Source organism: Mycobacterium interjectum, from assembly GCF_900078675.2.
Classification (GTDB): domain Bacteria; phylum Actinomycetota; class Actinomycetes; order Mycobacteriales; family Mycobacteriaceae; genus Mycobacterium; species Mycobacterium interjectum.
This window is the reverse complement of sequence record NZ_LT546237.1, coordinates 183,189-201,428: the sequence shown is the minus strand read 5'-3', so window position 1 is coordinate 201,428 and position 18,240 is coordinate 183,189. Positions and strand designations below refer to the sequence as shown.

18 protein-coding genes and 2 pseudogenes are annotated in these 18,240 nt (G+C 69.1%); 6 read left to right on the top strand and 14 right to left on the bottom strand.

Translation table 11 applies throughout. The features are described from left to right. Nucleotides 1-3,092: acetyl-CoA carboxylase family protein (locus BN4348_RS35355; RefSeq protein WP_066909757.1), on the bottom strand; the 3,092-nt coding region annotated here is incomplete at its 3' end. Then, nucleotides 3,089-4,624 (bottom strand): class I adenylate-forming enzyme family protein, encoded by a 1,536-nt coding sequence (locus BN4348_RS35350; protein WP_211145685.1) that lies wholly within the window; start codon nt 4,622-4,624, stop codon nt 3,089-3,091. The genes BN4348_RS35350 and BN4348_RS35355, both read right to left, overlap by 4 nt. Before the next feature lie 38 nt (nt 4,625-4,662). Here BN4348_RS35350 and BN4348_RS35345 point away from each other — a divergent pair, with 38 nt between their 5' ends. Further along, on the top strand, nt 4,663-5,496 hold the full coding sequence (locus BN4348_RS35345; protein WP_211145683.1) for a thioesterase family protein: 834 nt from the start codon (nt 4,663-4,665) through the stop codon (nt 5,494-5,496). A 1-nt stretch (nt 5,497) separates the two neighbouring features. Here BN4348_RS35345 and BN4348_RS35340 read toward each other — a convergent pair whose 3' ends face one another. From BN4348_RS35340 to BN4348_RS60345, 4 genes are all read right to left on the bottom strand, one after another. After that, nucleotides 5,498-5,953 carry a flavodoxin family protein gene (locus BN4348_RS35340; protein ID WP_066909751.1) on the bottom strand — a complete coding sequence of 152 codons (456 nt, stop codon included), beginning with the start codon at nt 5,951-5,953 and terminating at the stop codon, nt 5,498-5,500. Next, nucleotides 5,950-6,405, bottom strand: a complete 456-nt coding sequence (locus BN4348_RS35335) for a hypothetical protein (RefSeq protein ID WP_066909748.1) — start codon at nt 6,403-6,405, stop codon at nt 5,950-5,952. Before BN4348_RS35335 ends, BN4348_RS35340 begins: the two co-directional genes overlap by 4 nt. Next, nucleotides 6,402-7,136, bottom strand: a complete 735-nt coding sequence (dapB, locus tag BN4348_RS35330) for a 4-hydroxy-tetrahydrodipicolinate reductase (protein WP_066909745.1) — start codon at nt 7,134-7,136, stop codon at nt 6,402-6,404. The genes BN4348_RS35335 and dapB overlap by 4 nt, the downstream gene beginning before the upstream one ends. Nucleotides 7,137-7,227: 91 nt before the next feature. Next, nucleotides 7,228-7,368, bottom strand: a complete 141-nt coding sequence (locus BN4348_RS60345) for a hypothetical protein (protein WP_167670446.1) — start codon at nt 7,366-7,368, stop codon at nt 7,228-7,230. Between BN4348_RS60345 and BN4348_RS35325 the strand changes: the two genes are divergently transcribed. Then, a complete protein-coding gene (locus BN4348_RS35325) occupies nt 7,351-7,695 on the top strand; it encodes a DUF732 domain-containing protein (protein WP_066909742.1) in 345 nt (114 codons plus the stop codon). The genes BN4348_RS60345 and BN4348_RS35325 overlap by 18 nt on opposite strands. 101 nt (nt 7,696-7,796) lie before the next feature. Then, nucleotides 7,797-9,164, top strand: a complete 1,368-nt coding sequence (locus tag BN4348_RS35320; protein ID WP_066909739.1) for an HNH endonuclease signature motif containing protein — start codon at nt 7,797-7,799, stop codon at nt 9,162-9,164. An 8-nt stretch (nt 9,165-9,172) separates the two neighbouring features. Here BN4348_RS35320 and BN4348_RS35315 read toward each other — a convergent pair whose 3' ends face one another. After that, nucleotides 9,173-10,261, bottom strand: a complete 1,089-nt coding sequence (locus BN4348_RS35315; protein ID WP_066909736.1) for an NAD(P)H-dependent amine dehydrogenase family protein — start codon at nt 10,259-10,261, stop codon at nt 9,173-9,175. A 16-nt stretch (nt 10,262-10,277) separates the two neighbouring features. Further along, a complete protein-coding gene (locus tag BN4348_RS35310) occupies nt 10,278-11,276 on the bottom strand; it encodes a Rieske 2Fe-2S domain-containing protein (protein WP_066909733.1) in 999 nt (332 codons plus the stop codon). Between the two features lie 142 nt (nt 11,277-11,418). Here BN4348_RS35310 and BN4348_RS35305 point away from each other — a divergent pair, with 142 nt between their 5' ends. Together BN4348_RS35305 and BN4348_RS35300 are read left to right on the top strand one after the other, a co-directional pair. Next, nucleotides 11,419-12,003, top strand: a complete 585-nt coding sequence (locus BN4348_RS35305) for a TetR family transcriptional regulator (protein ID WP_066909769.1) — start codon at nt 11,419-11,421, stop codon at nt 12,001-12,003. A gap of 24 nt (nt 12,004-12,027) precedes the next feature. After that, nucleotides 12,028-12,522 carry a GNAT family N-acetyltransferase gene (locus tag BN4348_RS35300; RefSeq protein ID WP_066909730.1) on the top strand — a complete coding sequence of 165 codons (495 nt, stop codon included), beginning with the start codon at nt 12,028-12,030 and terminating at the stop codon, nt 12,520-12,522. Here the strand turns inward: BN4348_RS35300 and BN4348_RS35295 are convergent. The 5 genes and pseudogenes from BN4348_RS35295 to BN4348_RS62705 all read right to left on the bottom strand — a co-directional run bounded on the left by BN4348_RS35295 (nt 12,512) and on the right by BN4348_RS62705 (nt 16,610). Then, nucleotides 12,512-13,420, bottom strand: a complete 909-nt coding sequence (locus BN4348_RS35295; RefSeq protein WP_066909727.1) for an alpha/beta fold hydrolase — start codon at nt 13,418-13,420, stop codon at nt 12,512-12,514. The genes BN4348_RS35300 and BN4348_RS35295 overlap by 11 nt on opposite strands. A gap of 3 nt (nt 13,421-13,423) precedes the next feature. Further along, the gene (locus BN4348_RS35290) at nt 13,424-14,344 is read right to left on the bottom strand and encodes a metal-dependent hydrolase (RefSeq protein ID WP_066909766.1); all 921 of its coding nucleotides are present in this window, start codon (nt 14,342-14,344) and stop codon (nt 13,424-13,426) included. Between the two features lie 14 nt (nt 14,345-14,358). After that, nucleotides 14,359-15,613 (bottom strand): annotated as a pseudogene (locus BN4348_RS35285) (flavin-containing monooxygenase). A 5-nt stretch (nt 15,614-15,618) separates the two neighbouring features. Beyond that, a complete protein-coding gene (locus tag BN4348_RS35280; RefSeq protein ID WP_066909724.1) occupies nt 15,619-16,092 on the bottom strand; it encodes an SRPBCC family protein in 474 nt (157 codons plus the stop codon). 143 nt (nt 16,093-16,235) lie between these two features. After that, nucleotides 16,236-16,610 carry a mycothiol-dependent nitroreductase Rv2466c family protein gene (locus BN4348_RS62705; RefSeq protein ID WP_066909720.1) on the bottom strand — a complete coding sequence of 125 codons (375 nt, stop codon included), beginning with the start codon at nt 16,608-16,610 and terminating at the stop codon, nt 16,236-16,238. Nucleotides 16,611-16,795: 185 nt separating this feature from the next. Between BN4348_RS62705 and BN4348_RS35270 the strand changes: the two genes are divergently transcribed. Next, nucleotides 16,796-17,863 carry an IS110 family RNA-guided transposase gene (locus tag BN4348_RS35270; protein ID WP_211145681.1) on the top strand — a complete coding sequence of 356 codons (1,068 nt, stop codon included), beginning with the start codon at nt 16,796-16,798 and terminating at the stop codon, nt 17,861-17,863. Here BN4348_RS35270 and BN4348_RS62375 read toward each other — a convergent pair. Further along, a pseudogene (locus tag BN4348_RS62375) lies at nt 17,832-18,137 on the bottom strand (mycothiol-dependent nitroreductase Rv2466c family protein); the annotation flags it as partial. The gene BN4348_RS35270 and the pseudogene BN4348_RS62375 overlap by 32 nt on opposite strands. Between the last annotated feature and the right edge of the window lie 103 nt (nt 18,138-18,240).

Below are 18,240 nucleotides of genomic sequence, written 5' to 3'. Positions count from 1 at the left end.
CCGGTGTTGCCGAACACCGCGTGCGCGCCGGGGGGTCCCCCCCCGGCCGCAATTTCCTTGCGAACCCCGCCCCCCACGCCCCCCCCAAACCCCCCCCCGCCGATCTCCCCGGTCGGCCAGGCCACCGTGAACCGGGGGGCGTGAAAAGACCCGCCGGCCATCGCCATCGCGCCGAGCCCATAACCCTTGCGCAGGATGATCATTCCCAGCGGCACGGTCAGCCTGGCGCCCAGGACGAACATCCGGCCGAAGCGGCGCACGGCCGCCTCCTTTTCCGCGTCGGGCCCGACCATGAATCCCGGGGTGTCGCACAGCGAGACCACCGGCAACCGGAACGACTCGCACAGGGCGAGAAAGTCGCCGGCCTTGTCGGCCGCCTCGGCGTCGATGGCGCCGCCGAGGTGGTGGGTGCTGTTGGCGATCAACCCATATGCCACCCCCTCGACGCGCACCAGCGCGGTGACGATCCCGACGCCGTAGTCGGGCCGCAGTTCCAGGACGGAACCGACGTCGACGACCGACGCGATCGCGTGGTGCACATCGTAGGCCCGTAACCGGTTCTCCGGCACCGCATGTCGGGCCAGCCGCGGATCGGGTGCCTCCCAGGCTTCGAGCGCGCCCTGGAAATACGACAGGTATTGCTGGGCGAGCGCGACGGCGTGCGCCTCGTCGCGGGCGACCAGGCCGACGACGCCGTTGTGCCGCTGCACGTCGATCGGCCCGATCGCCTCCGGCGGGTACACCCCCAGCCCGCCGCCCTCGATCATGGCCGGCCCGCCCATGCCGATGTTGGCGTCGGGGGTCGCGATGATCACGTCGCACACCCCGGCGAGGGCCGCGTTGCCGGCGAAGCAGCGGCCGGAGACGATCGACACCAGCGGCACCCGCCCGCTCAGCGCGGCCAGCATCCGAAAGGTGGGCACGTCGAGCCCGGCGGCCCCGCCGACGTCGGTGTCGCCGGGCCGGCCGCCGCCGCCCTCGGCAAACAGCACCACCGGCAGGCTTTTTCGGGTGGCCAACTCGAAGACGCGGTCGGTCTTGGCATGGTTGCGCATGCCCTGCGTTCCGGCCAGCACGGTGTAGTCGTAGGACACGACGGCGGCCTCGGCGCCCCCGATGGTGGCCAGGCCGGCGACCAGGCCGTCGGCCGGGGTGTTGGCGATCAGGTCCTCTTCGGAGCGCCTGCTGCGCTGGGCGGCGATCGCCAGCGCGCCGTACTCCACGAAGCTGCCGGGGTCGACCAGGTCGGCGATGTTCTCCCGGGCGGTGCGGCGACCCCGCGCGTGCCGCTTGGCCACCGCCGCCGGGCGGCCCTCGTCGCGGGTGAGCAGGTGCCGGTGAGCGACCTCGTCGAGGTCGACCCGCGGCCGGTCGAGATCCAACGCGGCCGAGTATGATTCGCCGTCTGCCCCGGCGCCCGTGCGGGTGAACACGACCAGGGGATCACCGGTTCCGACGACCTGGCCGGGAGTCACCAGGCTTCGCACGGTCCGCAGCGTGTCCGGCGCGGCGAGCACATGTTGCATCTTCATCGCCTCGAGGACGACGACTTGGCCGCCGGCGGCGATCTGTTCGCCTTCGGCCGCCACCTCGACCACGGTGCCGGCCAATTGCGCGCGCAGTGCTTCCTCGCCGGGATAGAGCTCGACCGGCGCCGCACGGACGTCGTGCTGGTGGGACAGCGCGGCGACGGCCAGCTCGGGCAGCTTCTTGTCGAGGAAGTCCGTGGTCACCCAGCCGGACCGGATTTGGCTGTCGGACAGCAGCTCTCGCAGCAACTCGATGTTCGTGCGAACGCCCTCGATGCCGAATTCACCCAGGGCGGTGCGAGCCTTGCGCACCGCGGCCTGCATCGACGATCCGTGCACGTGGGCGATGACCTTGGCCAGCAGCGAGTCGTATCGCGGGCTGATGACCAGGCCCGGCCGGCCGTAGGTGTCGACGCGTACGCCGGGCCCGCTCGGCGGCGAGAACACCGTCAGGGTGCCCGCCGCCGGCAACACCGACCCATCGGCGGCGAAGGCCTCCGTGTTGACCCGGGCCTGAATCGCAATGCCGCGCCGCGCCGCCGGCTCGCCGATGACTTCGTTTCCGTCCGAAGCGATTCCGGCCGGAAGCCCCAACTGGTAATACGACGCGCCGCCGGCGATGGCCAGCTGGACGGCCACCAGGTCCACGCCGGCCGTTTCCTCGGTGACCGTGTGCTCCACCTGGATCCGGGGGTTGACCTCGAGGAACACCAGCCGGTCGCCGGCCACCAGGAATTCGACGGTGGCCACCCCGCGTAGGCCGACCCTGGCGCACAGCCGCGCCGCCGCATGGTGCAACGCGCGGCGCAGCGCGTCGGAAAGCCCTTGGGCCGGTGCGATTTCGACCAGCTTCTGGTAACGACGCTGGATGCTGCAGTCGCGATCGCCGAGCGCCAGCGCGTGCGTCTGGTGCCCGGCCGGGGCGCCCACGACCTGAACCTCGATGTGCCGCGCGTCGGGCAGGACCGCCTCGGCGAACAGGGCGGGCTCACCGAAGCCCAGCCGCGCCTCCGCGGCGCACTGTTGGTAGGCGTTCTCGATCTGTTCGGTGCCGCTCACCTTCCGCATTCCCCGGCCACCGCCGCCGGCGACCGCCTTGATCATGACGGGGCCGCCGTGGGCGGCGAGAAACGCCCTGATGTCCTCGACGCTGCCGGGCCCTTCGGTCGCGGGCAGCACCGGAACGCCGGCCGCGATCGCGGCGGCCCGGGCCGACGGCTTGTCGCCGACCAACTCGAGCACGTCGGCGCCGGGCCCCACGAACGTGTGGCCGGCGGACGCGCAGGCGCGGGCGAATTCGGCGTTCTCGCTGAGGAACCCGTAGCCGGGGTGAATCAGCTCGGCGCCGCAGTCCTTGGCCGCCGCCAGCAGCTCGGCGTGATTCAGGTAGGCCGCCGGGCCCGCGCCGGGCAGGCCCAGCGCCTCGTCGGCGGCGTGCACGTGGGGACTGTCGGCGTCGTCCTCGGCGTAGACCGAGACCGTCCGGATGTCCAGTTCCGTTGCGGTGCGGATGATTCGGAGGGCGATCTCGCCGCGGTTGGCGATCAGCAGGGTGGCGCTCATCGGAGCGGGTCTCCCCAGCGCACCTGTCCGCGCAGCTTGCCCTTGAGCAGTTTGCCCCCGGCGTTGCGCGGCAGCGCTTCGGGCACCACCGTGACGTACTGCGGGACCTTGAAGTCGGCCAACCGCTCGCAGCAGTGCTCGAGCACGGCGCGCACGTCGATCTCCCCGTCGCCGGCGAAGAGCACGGCGCCGACCTTCTCCCCCATCACGTCGTCGGGCACCGCGAGGACGCAGGCGTCGGCGACGTTGGGCGCCGCCAGCAGCACCGCCTCGACCTCGACGCTGGAGACGTTCTCGCCGCCGCGGTTGATGATGTCCTTGAGCCTATCGACGATGTGCACCCGGCCCGCGTCGTCGACCCGGACCACGTCGCCGGTGTGCAGCCACCCGTCCGCAAAGGTGGCCGAGGTGGCCTCCGGCCGGTTCCAGTAGCCCGCGGTGACGTTGGCGCCGCGCGCGACCAACTCGCCCACGCCCGGCTCGTCGCCGCCGAACGGGACCAGGCCCAGGTCCACCGAGGGGACCGCGTAGCCGACGGAGTCGGCGTGCTCGACGGCGTCGCGGTCGGGCAGGACGGTCATCAGGGAGGCGGTCTCGGTCATGCCGTACCCGTTGAACACGGTTGCCTGCGGGAAGGCCTGTTTCACCGATCTGACCAGGGACGGCGCGATGGGCGCGCCCCCGTAGCCCACCCAGCGGACGCCGGACACGTCGGCTTGGGCAAACCCCTTGTGCCGCAACATCAGGGCATAGATCGCCGGGACGGTCACCATGACGGAGATGCGCTCGGCGCTCAGCGTCGCGATCAACTCGTCGAGGTTGAGCGCGGGCATGATCACCGACGCGCCGCCCAGGCGCATCGCCGCTAAAAGCTGTGAGTTGCAACCGGTCACGTGGAACAGCGGCACCGAGATGAGCGTTCGCATCCCCTCGCCGAGGTCCCTGGGCTGATCGAGACAGCGGATCGCGTTCTCGGTGTTGGTCACGAAGGCCTCGTGGGTGGTCGGCACGCCCTTGGGGTGGCCGGTGGTGCCCGAGGTGTAGAACAGGGCGGCCGTGTCCGCGTGGCCGAGGCTGTGGGTCACGTGCGGTTTGCCGTCGGGCAGCGGTGTGCCCGGGGACAGGTCCATCCGAGCGCCGGAGTCGGACAGGACGAACTCGACCTCGGGGCGCGCCGAGCGCGTATTGACCGCCACCGCAACGCCGCCGGCCATCACCGTGCCCCAGAACGCCAGCACCCAATCGATCCCCGCCGGGTAACGCACGGCGACGCGATCACCGGGGCTCAGTCCGTCGGCGCTTAGCCCGCCGGCCACCCGCGCCGCGCGCTCCCACAGCTGCCGGTAGGTCAGTCGGCCGCCGCCGAGTTCGATCACGGCCTCACTGTTCGGGCGGTTGTCGACCTGCTCCGCGAGCATGTCCAGCAGGGTGGCGGGCAAGCGCTCGTAGCGCGGGACGCCGCCGGCGTCGCGGGACACACCCGTCATCGGGAATGGGTTGTGGTCGCGCGGAATTTCGATCACTGGAGGCATGCCCGGTCCCTACATCCTCCTGCCCTATCGTGATAGCGGTGACGATCGAGGATTCCGCCATCATGCCCGAGGCGTTCTTCACTGTCGACGGCGACTCCTACCTGCCGGGCGCGATGACCCGGGGACCGTGGGGCGCGGCGCTGGGCGGCCAGAATGTCGGCGGACTGTTGGCGTTCGGAATTGAGCGATCCGGGCTCGATCCCGACCTGCAGCCCGCCCGCCTGACGGTCGATCTGTTGCGCCCGGTCCTGCTCGAGCCGGTCCGGATCGAGACCTCGGTGCAGCGGGAAGGCCGGCGCATCAAGCTCGTCGACGGCGCGCTGGTGCAAAACGGGCAGATCGTCGCGCGCGCCAGCGCGCTGTTCCTGCGGCGGGGCGAGCATCCCGAGCAGCAGGTGTGGTCCGGCCCGGTCGAGATGCCGCCGCTGCCGGACGGCTCCGACGGCTTCGAAGCGGACCTGCCGTTCCTCATCTGGGGCTACGGGGCCACGCTCGGCGGCAGCCCGGGCATCGCGGCCGGCGAGTGGGAACAGGCCCATTCCCAGAAGTTCGCGTGGACGCGGCTGTTCCGCCCGATGGTGCAGGGCTACCCACTCACGCCGTTCACCCGGCTGGGATTCGGCGGCGACATCACGAGCTCGCTCACCCATTGGGGCACTGGGGGTTTGCGGTACATCAACGCCGACTACACCGTCACCGCGAGCCGGCTGCCGGACGGCGAATTCCTGGGGCTGGCGGCCCAAAGCCATTACGGCGCAGCGGGTGTGGCCACCGGCACCGCGACCCTGTTCGACCGGCACGGCCCGATCGGCTCCAGCACGGCGCTGGCGATCGCCCAGCCCGCCGAGGCTTTCCAGCCGAGCTATCAGTAGCTCACCCCATCAGCTGGGCGGCCACCGTCGCGCCCAGTTCCCAGCAGGATTCCAGGTCGGCCTTGCTGGGCTTGCCCGAAACCACCACGGTCGGCGCCGCTTTCGTCCACCCCAGCCCCGTCGTGATGGCCTCGATGCCCCGCTCGGCGCCCTCGGTGCCCTCGTTGCCGTGCAGGTACACGCCGAACGGGCGGCCGCGCGTCGCGTCGAGACACGGGTAGTAGCAGACATCGAACGCGTGCTTGAGCGCGCCGCTCATGTACCCCAGGTTGGCCGGGGTCCCGAGCACGTAGCCGTCGGCCTCGAGCATGTCGGCCGGCGCGAGGGTGAGCGCGGGCCGCCGCACCACCTCCACGCCTTCGATCTCGGGGTCGGTGGCCCCGGACAGGACCGCCTCGAACATCTCGTGGGTGTGCGGAGACGGCGTGTGGTGCACGATCAGCAGCGTCTTGCTCATCGGCGCGCCTGCATGGTGACGGCGGTCTTCATGGCTTCCCGCGCGCGGCGGCGATCGCCCGCGTAGTCGTAGGCGCGGGCCAGCCGGTACCAGCGCCGCCAGTCGTCCGGGTCGGCCTCCACCTCCGTGCGCACCGCGGCGAACAGGGCGTCGGCCGCGTCGCGCTCGATGCGGCCCGATGCCCGCCGCGGCAGCGCGCCGGTGTCGAGTTCCATTCCGTCCGCGGCGATCAGGCGGGCCAGCCTCTGGTGGGCGAACCCGGCCCGCAGGGTGGCGATCATCGCCCACAGCCCGATGACCGGCATGATCAGCAGCGCCGCGCCCAGCCCCACGGCGGCGGCGCTTCCCGACCCGATCATCGCGATGGCCAGCCGGCCCAGCAGCACGAGGTACGCCAGCATCGCCAGGCACATCAAAGCGATGAGCAGCTGGATGCGCAGCGCCTTGGTCATTGGAGGTTGAGCAGGGGCTCAAGGCCCACCGTGAGGCCCGGGCGTTCCCTGATGCGCCGCACGGCCAGCAGCACGCCCGGCACGAATGACGTGCGGTCCAGGCTGTCGTGGCGGATGGTCAGCGTCTCCCCCTCGGTACCGAACAGGATCTCCTGGTGGGCGACCAGCCCGGCCAGCCGCACCGAGTGCACCGGTATGCCCTCGACGTCGGCGCCGCGGGCGCCGGGCAGGCTGCTGCTGGTGGCATCGGGGTTGGACGGCAAGCCCTTTCGGGCCTCGGCGATCAGCTTGGCGGTGCGGGCCGCGGTGCCCGACGGGGCGTCGGCCTTGTGCGGGTGGTGCAGCTCGATGACCTCGGCCGAGTCGAAGAACGGCGCGGCCTGCATGGCGAAATGCATCGACAGCACCGCCCCGATCGCGAAGTTCGGCGCGATCAGCACGGACGTGTCGCTGCCGGCGAGCCACGCCTGCACCTGGTCGAGGCGCTCCTGGGTGAAGCCCGTGGTGCCCACCACGGCGTGAATTCCGTTGCCGATGAGGAACTCCAGGTTGCCCATCACCACGTCGGGGTGGGTGAAGTCGATGACGACCTCGGTGTCGCCGTCGGTGAGCAGGCTCAGCGGATCACCCGCGTCCACCTCCGCGGACAACGTCAGGTCGTCGGCGGCTTGGACGGCCGCCACCATCGTCGACCCGACTTTGCCCTTGGCTCCCAGCACCCCTACCCGCATGGTTTCACCCTAGACCGCGGCGTTGCGGGCCCTCGAAAGTTGCCCCGCGACGCAAATGCTGGCGCAACAGTCATTGCAATGAGTTTCAAAGCTATTTCACATCGGGACGCGCTATGGTAACCACAGCATCGGCGCCGATCGTGCGAATGATCTCGGCGGCCCATTCAATAGCGGGCTTCTTCCAATTCAGTCGGTAGGTGAAGGAGATGAAGCTATGGCGGTACAGCGACACAATGGTCGATGTATGGGCTTAGCGGTGCTAGGCGGCTCGCTTCTGGTCGCCGGTGTCGCGTGGGCCGGCCCGGCCGAGGCCGACGCCGCCTCCTACCTCAAAGACCTGCACAACGCCGGCATCCAGGATGTCGACGGGGGCGACCCCGCGTTATTGCAGGTGGGCCAGAAGATTTGCACCCAGGTCTCCTATGGCGTTACTCCCGAAACGCTGAAGAGCATGGCGTTGCAACGCTCCGACGCCAAACTGGGCGCCGGTGGGCTCACTCCCGCTGAAGCGAATGAACTCGTCAACTACGCCATGGCCGATCTCTGCCCGAACTACTAATCGGGCTGCCGTCGAATTCGGCTTTATCCACAGTTGGATGTTCATCCACAGGCGCCGCATTCCCCATTGTTGGCGTCGGCACCCACCGATATCATTCGAACATGGGTTCGATCGAGATGCCGGTGGAGCTGGCCGCCGAATTGGATGCGCTCGACGCGGCCGTGGCAGCGATCGCCCGACGAAATTTCGACGCCTTGGCCCCTTCCGTCCGGCTGCGGGCGCTGGAGCGGATGGAGACGTCTGTACGACGGCAGATCGCGTCAAGTCACGACGTGATCGCGGGCCTGGCGAGGGAGGATCCCGCCCACGCCGGCGGCCCGGCCCACAAGGTGATCGCCGACTGGCTGCGGATCAGCTGCGCCGAGGCGGCCCGCCGGCTCCGCGACGCCGAACAGCTATCCCCGCGCCTGACCCTCACCGGCCAGGAGTTGCCGCCGGAGTTGCCGGCCACCGCCGAAGCGTGGCGCCACGGCCTGCTCGACGAGCAGCACCTGCGGGTGATCCAGACGTTCTTTCGCGGCCTGCCGCAGGCGACGCCGGTCGACGCCGTGGCGAGGGCCGAACGATTTCTCGCGCGGCAGGCGACCAAGTTGCGTCCCGACCAGCTGGAGAAGGTCGCGCAGCGATGCGCGACGCGGATCAATCCCGATGGGAAATACTCCGATACCGACCGCGCGCGGCAGCGCGGCTTCACCTGGTGCGGCCAACGGCCGGATGGGATGAGCGTCGGCAAGCTCGTGGCCTCGCCGGAGCTGCGCGCCAACATTGACGCGTGGCTGGCGCGGTTCGCGGCGCCCGGGATGTGCAACCCCGACGACGAAACCGCCTGCGTCACCGGCGAACCCGACGACGACCGCGCACGCCGGGATTCCCGCAGCCACGCCCAGCGCCAGCACGACGCGCTCAACGCCCTGGTGCGCGGCCAGCTCGGCGATCCGAAACTCGGTGTGCACAACGGTTTGCCGGTCACCGTCATCGTGTCGACCACGCTGCAGGAGCTGACGTCGGGCGCGGGCCTGGCGGTGACGGGCGGCGGCACGCTGGTGCCGATGCGCGAAGTGATCCGGATGGCCAGCCACGCCTACCACTACCTCGCCGTGTTCGACGAGCACTCGGAGCGGCCCTTGTATCTGGGGCGCGCCCGGCGAATAGCCTCACCCGATCAGCGCATCGTTCTCTATGCGAAGGACCGCGGCTGCACGCACCCGGGCTGCGACGTGCCGGGTTACTGGTGCGAGGTCCACCACATCGACGAGTGGGCGACGGGCGGGCGCACGGACGCCGACAGGCTCACCTTCACCTGCGCACCCAACCACAAGCTGGCGGAAATGGGTTGGAAGACAAGGAAACTGCCCAACGGCCGCACCGAGTGGATCCCGCCGCCGCACTTGGACCGCGGCGCGCGCACCAACGACTATCACCACCCGGAGCGCCTGTTCGATGACGACGAAGACGACGAGGCCCCTTGACCGCGCCCTTACCTCTTGAACCGCCCCGCGAACCCGCGCAGCGGTAGGTCGGCGCTGGTGATGAGTCCGGGCGGCGCGGCCACCACGGACTTGATGGCGGCGAGGGCGGGCATGCCGGTCACGGTCATGCCGATGGAGGCGAAGTTGTCCGGGTTGGACAGGTCGACGCCGGGCTTGGGGAAGATCATGTGCTTGTTGTAGATGCACGGGTCACCCTTGATCTGGGTGATGTAGCAGCCCTTGATGTTCCAGCTCGGATCGGTGTGCGGGGTCATCTGCCACTCCAGGTGCGTCTCGACGCGGGGCACCCCGTCCACCATGCCCTGGTACTTGAGGTAGTTGCCGCCCAGCGAGCCCTTGGGCAGCGTGTACCAGCCCAGGTCGACGTCCTTGGTGCAGGCGCCCAGCTCGTAGCTGAACTTCACCTCGTCCAGCGGCAGGTCGAAGCAGTCGGCCATCATCAGCACGCTGTCGGCGAAGACGCGGGTGTACTTCTCCAGCTTCGCGGGGATCTCCGGGTCGTCGACCGGCTGGCCGTAACCCACCTCGATCCAGGTGTCCTTGGAGTGGTGGCAGGAGACGTCGACGGATTCGATGGTGGTGACATTCTCGATGTCGGCGACGTCGGCCGAACACACCACGCCGAGGATCTGGTTCAGGCCCGGGTTCATGCCCGTTCCGTAGAACGTCGCGCCGCCCTTCTCGCAGGCCTCGGCCAGCAGCCGGGTCACCGGCTTTCCCGACGGGTGTGGATGGTTCTTGTCGCGGTGCCAGCCGGTGATCCAGTCGGCGGTGGTGACGATGTTGATGCCCGCCTCGAGCACTTGGACGTAGAGGTCCTCGTCGGGGAACACGCCGTGAAACGTCAGGACGTCCGGCTTGGCGGCGATGATCTCCTCGATGGTGCCGGTGGCCGTCACCCCGTTGGGCGCGATGCCCGCGAGCTCGCCGGCATCTCGACCGATCTTGTCCGGCGAATAGCAGTGCACGCCAATGAGTTCCAGGTCCGGCTGGGTGGCGATCCGCTTGATCATCTCCGAACCGACGTTTCCGGTGGCCACCTGAAAGACGCGGATCGGACGAGCGGGTGCATTCATTGCGGGTCAGCCTTTCTTAAGACGCGCAGAGCTCGGGATAAAACTGCTTGGCCCACTTGCGGATTGCGGTGAAGCCTTCGTATTCGTCGGGGGCCAGCGCGGGCGGGTCGGAGTAGCGCTGGTGCCGCCAGATCTCGATGTCCTGCTCGAACTGCCGTATCACTTCCCCTCCGAACTCGGCCGCCTTGCGTTCGGCACGCACCGGGTCCTTGCCCGCGCCGGTCTCGGGGCGGCCGATGTAGACCATGAACCGGACGTCGGAGGTGAATTCGTCGACCGGGGTCACCGCGGAGATGGTGCGGTTGTCGACCATCCCCCAGCTCTTGGTGACGGCGATGCCCAGCCCGCCGTTGATGGCCTCCACGCCGCTGTTGACGTCCTCGATCCTCTGGCCGTCGTCGCCCTCGAAGGTGATGGTGAAGTCCACGAAGGACACCGGGTCGGCGAAGTCGTGGCGGGTGAACACCGGGACGATGGGGGTGTTATGCACGAACTTGAAATGCGCGAAGTCCACGCCGTTTTCGAGCACGTACTGCGGGTGCAGCTCCAGGCCGCCGCGGAACAGCCGCTGTTGCGGGTAGTAATCGCGGGCGTCGCGGCCGTCCTCGAACGAGGCGAACACGTCGGGCGCGTCGAAGTACGGCTCGCGGCGCTGCGCGTCGTGCCAGATGTAGACCGACTCGTTGCGCTCCACCACGGGGTAGGTGCGCATCCGCCTGCCGCGGTTCGGCCGATCCTGGTAAGGGATGCAGACGTTGCGGCCCTCGGAGTTCCACTGCCACCCGTGAAAAGGGCACTGCAGCACCTGCCCGACGACCGTGCCGCCGTACCCGAGGTGCGCGCCCAGGTGTTCGCAGTAGGCGTTCATCACCGTGAGCTCGCCCGACTCGGCGCGCCAGGCAACCATCTCCTGGTCGAAGTACTTCATCCGGTGCACGTCGCCCACGCCGATCTCGTCGGACCAGGCGACCTGGAACCATCCGGTCGGTTTCATCGACAACGGCGGCTTAGCCATCGAGCCCTGCCATCTGAGCGCCCCTCCTCGGATCGTGACAGAATCACAGTACCCTCTATGAAAATGTTAGGCTAGGCGGGTGACCGAAACCAAGGTCGCCGGGCGGCGCCCCAACCGGCGCGGCCACGCGACGCGCGAGAGCATGCTGGAGGCGGCGCTGAAGTCGCTGGCCTCGGGCGAGCCGGGCTCGGTGTCGGCCAACCGCATCGCCAAGGACATCGGCGCGACCTGGGGCGCGGTGCAATACCAGTTCGGCGACGCCGACGGATTCTGGGCGGCCGTGCTGCACCGCACCGCGGAGCGGCGCGCCGCCACGTTCTCCACGCTGTCGACACCCGTGCGACCGGACGCCCCCCTGCGGGAGCGCGTCGGCGCGATCATCGACACCCTGTACCGCGGCCTGGCATCGGCGGATTCGCGCGCGATCGAAAACCTGCGCGCCGCGCTGCCCCGCGACCCCCGCGAGCTGGAGCGCCTCTACCCACGCACCGCGGCCGAGCTGTTCTCCTGGGGCAAGAGCTGGCTGGAGACCTGCCAGCACGCCTTCGCCGGCCTGGACGTCGACCCCGACCGGTTGCGCGAGGTGGCCGCCCTCATCCCGGGCGCGATGCGTGGCCTGGTGTCGGAGCGCCAGCTGGGCTCCTATGCCGACCTCGACATGGCGCGGCGGGGTTTGACGAACGCGCTGGCGGCCTACCTGGAGCGGCCCCAGGCGAAAGTTCTCTAGCCTTAGGCTGTGCGGCCCAGCGACATGACGATCCGGGAAGCCACCCCGGCCGACTTCGCCGAGGTCGCGGCGATGCACTACCCGGTATGGCGGCGGTCGTGGGCCGGGATATTGCCGCCACCGGTGCTCGACCTGCTCGGACCGCCGAAACGCTGGGTCGCCGAGATCTATCCGCAGAGCCTGAAGCGCCGCGGCTGGCGCATGTGGGTCGCCGAGGCCGGCGGCCGCACCCTCGGCGTGGCCATCTTCGGGCCCGATTCCGACCAGCCCGATGACCTGCTCGTCGATGCGCTCTACATCGCCGAGGAAAGCCAACGACACGGGATCGGGGGCCGCATGCTCGACGAGGTCCTCGGCTCACACCCGTCCGGTGACGTGATCCTGTGGTGCGCCGAGCAAAACGACAAGGCGCGACGCTTCTACGAGAAGAACAACTTCCGCGCCGACGGCCGCACCCTCGATTGGGAGCCGCTGCCCGGCATCAAGGTGGCCCACCTGGGATACCGGCTCACGCGTTGACGTGCCGATCGACCCATTCGGCGGTCAACTCGGCGATGACCTCGGGACGCGACGTGACCACCCAGTGCCCGCCTTCGATGGGAATCACCCTGCCGCCGCGCGGAATTGCGCCGGCGAACCGCTGCAACGCGGGCGTCACGAAGATGTCGCGGCGGGGCACCAGGGTTTGGACGGCGACGGTGGTCTGCGGCAGCCGCGGCCCGGGCGAGAGCATCGGCCCGGGCATGTTCGCGCGGTACAGCTTGAGCCCGGTGACGTAGTCGGTGATGGATCGCGGCGTCGGGTCGCGTCGGACGCGTGTGCGCGGCCGGCCGATGCGCTCGAGGGCTTGATGGACGAGCACGCCGATCCGGGAGCGAAACGCGAGCTCCGGCACACCGGGGCACAAGAAGAACGCGATATACAGCGACCCCAGCAGTTGCAGCGCGACCTGGCCCACGGCCCGCGGCGTGCGCGCCGAGCGCAGGAATCGGCCCGCGTACCGCAGGTGCGGCCCCGAAATCGACGTGAACGAAGCGACTTTGGCCATCACCGAATCGTCGGTGACGGCCGCCCAGGCCGCAATCGAACCCCAGTCATGGGCCAGCAGGTGCACCCGCCCGGCGCCGAGGCTGTCGATGACCGCGCCGATGTCGGACACCAGTTGCGCGAAGGCGTAGTCGGATCGCCTTGCGGGGCGCGATGATTCGCCGGCACCGCGCACGTCGTAGGCCACGACGTTGTAGCGCCCGGTGTAGTTCTCATCGAGCTCCCGGGCCACCGGATCCCAGAGGTGGTGGTTGTCGGGCCAGCCGTGGATGGCGAGGATGGTCGGGCGCGCCGCGTCGACCCCGGTGTACTGGTGCACCGCCAGGGTGACGCCGTCGGAGGCGGTGACGCTCGAAGTCGTTGTGTCCATGCGTCAGTGCGACGCGCGCGCGGCGGGCGAGACCGCCAGGTAGTCGACCGCCGCGCCGAGGCCGCCCAATTGGGACGGGTGGAAACCCGGCCGGTAGTAGTTGCCGACCACCCGCACGAACCGCAGCGGCCCGGGCACCAATCCGCGCCGCGCCGCCCGAAAGTAGTCCCGCCAGCGCGCCTTGCTGCCGGGCGGCAGGTACGGGTCCACCGAGTACAGGAACCGGACGCCGCGAATCCACAGCAGCAGGATGCCCGGCGTCACCACCAGTTGGGCGCGCACCCGCCTCAGGTAGCCGGCCCGCAGATGCTTCATGGTGTCGAAGGCGACGGCCTTGTGCTCGACCTCTTCGGCGCCGTGCCAGCGCAGCATGTCCAGCATCACGGGGTCGGTGCCGATGGCGTCGTGGGCGGGCGAGTCGAGCACCCACTCGCCCAGAATCGCGGTGTAGTGCTCGATCGCCGAGACGAACGAAACCTGTTCCAGCAGCCAGCGGTGCTGCCGTCGCCGGCCCCACCCCGGCCTGGGCCCCAGCAGCTTCTCGAACAGCCACCCGATCTGGTCGGTGTAGGGGGTCAGGTCGACCCCGGCGGCGGCGAAGTGGGCGAGCACCTTGGCGTGCGCCTGGGAATGCACGGCCTCCTGGCCGATGAATCCCTGTACGTCCAGGCGCAGCTGATCGTCTTTGATCAACGGCAGCGCCCTCTTGAACGCGTCGACGAAGAACTCCTCGCCCGCGGGCAGCAGCAGGTGCAAGACGTTGAGCACGTGGGTGGTGAACGGCTCGCCCGGCACGTAGTGGAACGGCAGCTTCGCCCAATCGAACTCGACGTCACGCGCCTGCAGGACCAGTCGCTCGTGGTGCAGTGGCGCCCCGCGCCGATTCCAGTGCGGACCCGCCGCGTGGTCGTCGACGGTGAACATCGTGGGCCCTCCCCTCACCGCGCGGCCACGCGCCTGCGCAAGTCGTACTCTCGCCGATCCGTGTTGGCCAGCATCGCGCGGTGTTCGGCCGGCGTGAAGGGCCACACCTCCGGCACCCCGTCCTTGTTCAGGTACCAGCTGTCGCAGCCGGTGGTCCACACGGTGTCCGGCATCGCGGCGCGCAGCTTCTCGTTGTAGCTCTCGGTCGCCGACTGCGTCGGCTCGACGGTGTCGAATTCGCCGCGGCGCCAACCCTGGATCCAGCCCAGGATGTGCTCGGCCTGGTGCTCGGCCACCGCGGTGAGCGAGTGGTTGCCCACCGGGCTGTGTGGCCCGAGCATCATGAAGAAGTTGGGGAATCCCGGCATCGCCACGGTCCGGTAGGCGCGCGGCCCGTCGCGCCACACGTCGTCGGCGGCGATGCCGTCGCGGCCGGTCAGCCGCATCGGCCGGAAGAACGCGTGCGTGTCGAACCCGGTGCAGGCCACGATGATGTCCGCCTCGTGCAGTGTGCCGTCGTCGGTAACGACGCCCCGCGGCTCCACGTGGTCGATGCCGGCGGTCACCAGCTCGACGNACCCACGGCACGGCCGGGTGGCGGCGGCCGGCGAACTGGGAGTCCGGGGGGTTGGGCAGCGGGACGATCCACTGCGCGGTGCGCTGGAACAGCAAGACCCTGCCCGCCACGCCGGCCAGCCCGCAGACGAGTTGCACGCCGGTGGATCCGTTGCCGATCACCGCGATTCGGCGCCCCGCCAGCTCGACGGAATGATCCCAGCGCGCGGAGTGGAAGACGGGTCCGGCGAAGTCGTCCAGGCCGGCGATCGACGGCAGCCGGGGGTGGTGCAGCACGCCGGTCGCCGAGATCAGGAAGTCCACCTCGGACTCTGCCCCGGCCTCGTCGCCCGCGTCGGTGCGCAGCACCCAGCGGTCGTCGTCGAACCGGGCGCTGACGACCTCGGTGCCGAACCGGATCCGGTCCCGCAGCCCGAACTGGTCGGCGACACCGCGGAAGTAGGCCTGGATCTCGCCGCCGGGCGAGAACATGTGCGACCAGTTGGGCTTGGTGGCGAACGTGTACTGGTAGACGCGCGACGGCACGTCACAGGTCAGCCCGGGGTAGGTGTTTTCCCGCCAGGTGCCGCCCACCTCGTCGGCCTTCTCATAGATCGTGACGTCGTCAATGCCGCTGCGCAGCAACGCGATTGCCATGCACAGCCCCGACATGCCCGCCCCGACGACGGCTACGGAGGGATCGCGTGTCGCCACGGTTGTCATGGCGTCGGCGACCCGGCCTCGGCCCGCTGCTTGAGGCGCTGCAGGGTCAACTGGATGTGTTCGGTGTTGGCCGCCACCCGGTCGGTGACGCCGGTCGCCGCGCCGGCGAGTTTGCGGAACCAGCCCGGCCTGCGGTCCCAGGTGCTTTCGGTGACCCGGCAGCCGCCCTCGGCCGCGGCGATGTCGTATTGCCAGCGCGCGATGGGGAAGACCGTGTGCCGCACGTCGAACGCGAATACGCGGCCCGGCTCGGCGTCGGTGACCGTGCACTTCGTGCTCCAGCGCCGTTTGCCGTTCTCGTTGTGCCCGACGAACACCGCGCCCGGACGCAGGGCATCGCCCCTGCGCCACTCCATGGCCACCGCCTCCTCGGCGAGCGAGGCCAGCGTCGGCAGGTCGGTGATCAGGCCATACACCACGTCGGGAGCGGCGTCGATCTGGACGCTGGCCGTTACGCACTGGTCATCCATCCGCCGATCATAAGCACGTTCAGCCTCGGGAGAACCCGGATAGCGGCGCAAAAAGCGCAGCGCTCAGTGCCGCAGGGCCGGCTGGGCGAGCGTCACCCCCGAAATGCCGGAAACCTCAATACCTTTCACCACGGCGTGACCGGCTATCCCGTCGTGCGCGGCCGCTGCAACTGGCTGAATTGGGGAACGGCGGCCAGCGTGGCAACCGCATCGAAGAGCGCCCGTCTGATCTCCGGCGCCGGCGGCCCGGACAGCACCGGTCCGAAGAAGGTCCGCCCGTCGATTTGCATGATCGGACTGCCCCCGCTCTCACCGAGCGCGTCCTGTCCGGCTTGATGACTGCGCCGCACCAGGTCGTCCTGGGCGGTATCCGAGATGACGCCGGCGTCGATGTCGTGGCAGCCGACCACGTTCAACACCTCCGCGACCAGGCTGTCGTCGAGCGCCTCACCGCGTTCAAGGTAGCGCTCGCCGAAGGCGAAATACGCTGCGGTCAGTGTCAGGGTGAGATGCCGCATGTTGCGGTGGTTGGATCCTGATCACCTGGTGTCTGGCTCTTAGGCTGTGTGCCGCCGTTGGGTTGGCGTCCATGGGTTTTGTCGGCATCAGGTGTGAAGGACCGGCCGGCGTGACTTGATAGGAGCGTGGCACCGCCCCCACTGAGGTTTGTCCGCCGACCGGCCCAACCGTCACCTCACAGTGAATGGAGGCAACCACCATGGTTGTTGTTGGAGCCGATGTGCACAAGCGCACGCATACCTTCGTCGCCGTCGACGAAGCGGGTCGCAAGCTCGGGGAGAAGACCGTCAAAGCCATTACCGCTGGGCATGCCGAGGCGGTGATGTGGGTGCGGGAACGGTTCGGGGCCCAGGTGGTGTGGGCGATCGAGGATTGCCGGCATCTGTCGGCAAGGTTGGAACGCGACCTGATGGGTTTTGGCCAGAAGGTGGTGCGGGTGCCGCCGAAGCTGATGGCTCAGGCTCGTGCCTCAGCACGTACTAAGGGCAAGTCCGACCCGATCGACGCACTGGCCGTGGCGCGAGGGTACTTGCGAGAACCTGACTTGCCCGTGGCCTCGCATGACGAGGTGTCGCGCGAGCTCAAGCTGTTGGTGGATCGCCGGGAAGTTCTTGTGGCACAACGGACTGCAACGATCAACCGGTTGCGTTGGCGGGTCCATGAACTCGACCCCGAGCGTGCCCCTGTCCCAGCGTCGCTGGATCGTGCCAAACATTGCGAGTTGTTGGGCGCCTGGCTGGCGACCCTGCCCGGTCTGGTCGCTGAGTTGGCCCGCGATGAACTGGCCGACATCACCCGGCTGACAGACGCGATCGACACGTTGGCCAAGCGGATCGGCGAACGCGTGCGTGTGGTGGCCCCGGCCTTGCTGGCGATGCCCGGGTGCGGGGAGCTGACCGCGGCCAAACTCGTCGGCGAGGCCGCCGGGGTCCCCCGGTTCAAAAGCGAGGCGGCTTTTGCCCGTCACGCCGGAGTGGCGCCCATCCCGGTGTGGTCGGGCAACACCGCAGGCCGGGTGCGCATGACGCGCTCAGGCAATCGCCAACTCAACGCTGCCCTGCATCGCATCGCCGTCACCCAAATCCGCCTGCAAGGAGCCGGACAGATCTACTACCGCCACCGCCAAGGCTGCGGTGACTCCAACCCCGAAGCCCTGCGCTGCCTCAAACGACGCCTGGCCCGCGTCGTCTTCGGCCACCTAAACACCGACCACAACAACCGAACAAAGCCTTGCCAAACGGCAGCGGCTTGACATAGGAGAAACCCATGGCCTCGGCACCGTGTTTGTGGCCGATCGCGGCCATCAGCCGGCCGATTCGCCGGGAGTCACGCATCCGGGCCTGCTGCGGGGCCGGCAGCTCGCGGCCCTCATTGAGCACCGCCAGGCTCATCAGTCGCCAATCGATCGTCAACCCCCGTTCGCCGGCGAGGCCCTTCAACCACCGGGCAGTGTTCCAGGAAAACGGACACACCGGGTCGAGCCAGATGCTCACCGTCGTGGGACCCCGATTTCGCGCTTGAGTCATCAGCTCGGCTCCTCTGCCAGATCACGTTCAGACCCCACTATACCCCATGGGGTATCAGCCCTCAGGTGGGTGTTTGCGGCCCTCGCGAACTTTCTCCACACTT

Bases quoted from the DNA above. Each gene is read 5' to 3' on its own strand.
- BN4348_RS35350 (WP_211145685.1), bottom strand. From the start codon at position 4,624: ATGCCTCCAGTGATCGAAATTCCGCGCGACCACAACCCATTCCCGATG.
- BN4348_RS35340 (WP_066909751.1), bottom strand. From the start codon at position 5,953: ATGAGCAAGACGCTGCTGATCGTGCACCACACGCCGTCTCCGCACACC.
- BN4348_RS35335 (WP_066909748.1), bottom strand. From the start codon at position 6,405: ATGACCAAGGCGCTGCGCATCCAGCTGCTCATCGCTTTGATGTGCCTG.
- dapB (WP_066909745.1), bottom strand. From the start codon at position 7,136: ATGCGGGTAGGGGTGCTGGGAGCCAAGGGCAAAGTCGGGTCGACGATG.
- BN4348_RS35325 (WP_066909742.1), top strand. From the start codon at position 7,351: ATGGCGGTACAGCGACACAATGGTCGATGTATGGGCTTAGCGGTGCTA.
- BN4348_RS35320 (WP_066909739.1), top strand. From the start codon at position 7,797: ATGGGTTCGATCGAGATGCCGGTGGAGCTGGCCGCCGAATTGGATGCG.
- BN4348_RS35315 (WP_066909736.1), bottom strand. From the start codon at position 10,261: ATGAATGCACCCGCTCGTCCGATCCGCGTCTTTCAGGTGGCCACCGGA.
- BN4348_RS35310 (WP_066909733.1), bottom strand. From the start codon at position 11,276: ATGGCTAAGCCGCCGTTGTCGATGAAACCGACCGGATGGTTCCAGGTC.
- BN4348_RS35305 (WP_066909769.1), top strand. From the start codon at position 11,419: ATGCTGGAGGCGGCGCTGAAGTCGCTGGCCTCGGGCGAGCCGGGCTCG.
- BN4348_RS35300 (WP_066909730.1), top strand. From the start codon at position 12,028: ATGACGATCCGGGAAGCCACCCCGGCCGACTTCGCCGAGGTCGCGGCG.
- BN4348_RS35295 (WP_066909727.1), bottom strand. From the start codon at position 13,420: ATGGACACAACGACTTCGAGCGTCACCGCCTCCGACGGCGTCACCCTG.
- BN4348_RS35290 (WP_066909766.1), bottom strand. From the start codon at position 14,344: ATGTTCACCGTCGACGACCACGCGGCGGGTCCGCACTGGAATCGGCGC.
- BN4348_RS35280 (WP_066909724.1), bottom strand. From the start codon at position 16,092: ATGGATGACCAGTGCGTAACGGCCAGCGTCCAGATCGACGCCGCTCCC.
- BN4348_RS62705 (WP_066909720.1), bottom strand. From the start codon at position 16,610: ATGCGGCATCTCACCCTGACACTGACCGCAGCGTATTTCGCCTTCGGC.
- BN4348_RS35270 (WP_211145681.1), top strand. From the start codon at position 16,796: ATGGAGGCAACCACCATGGTTGTTGTTGGAGCCGATGTGCACAAGCGC.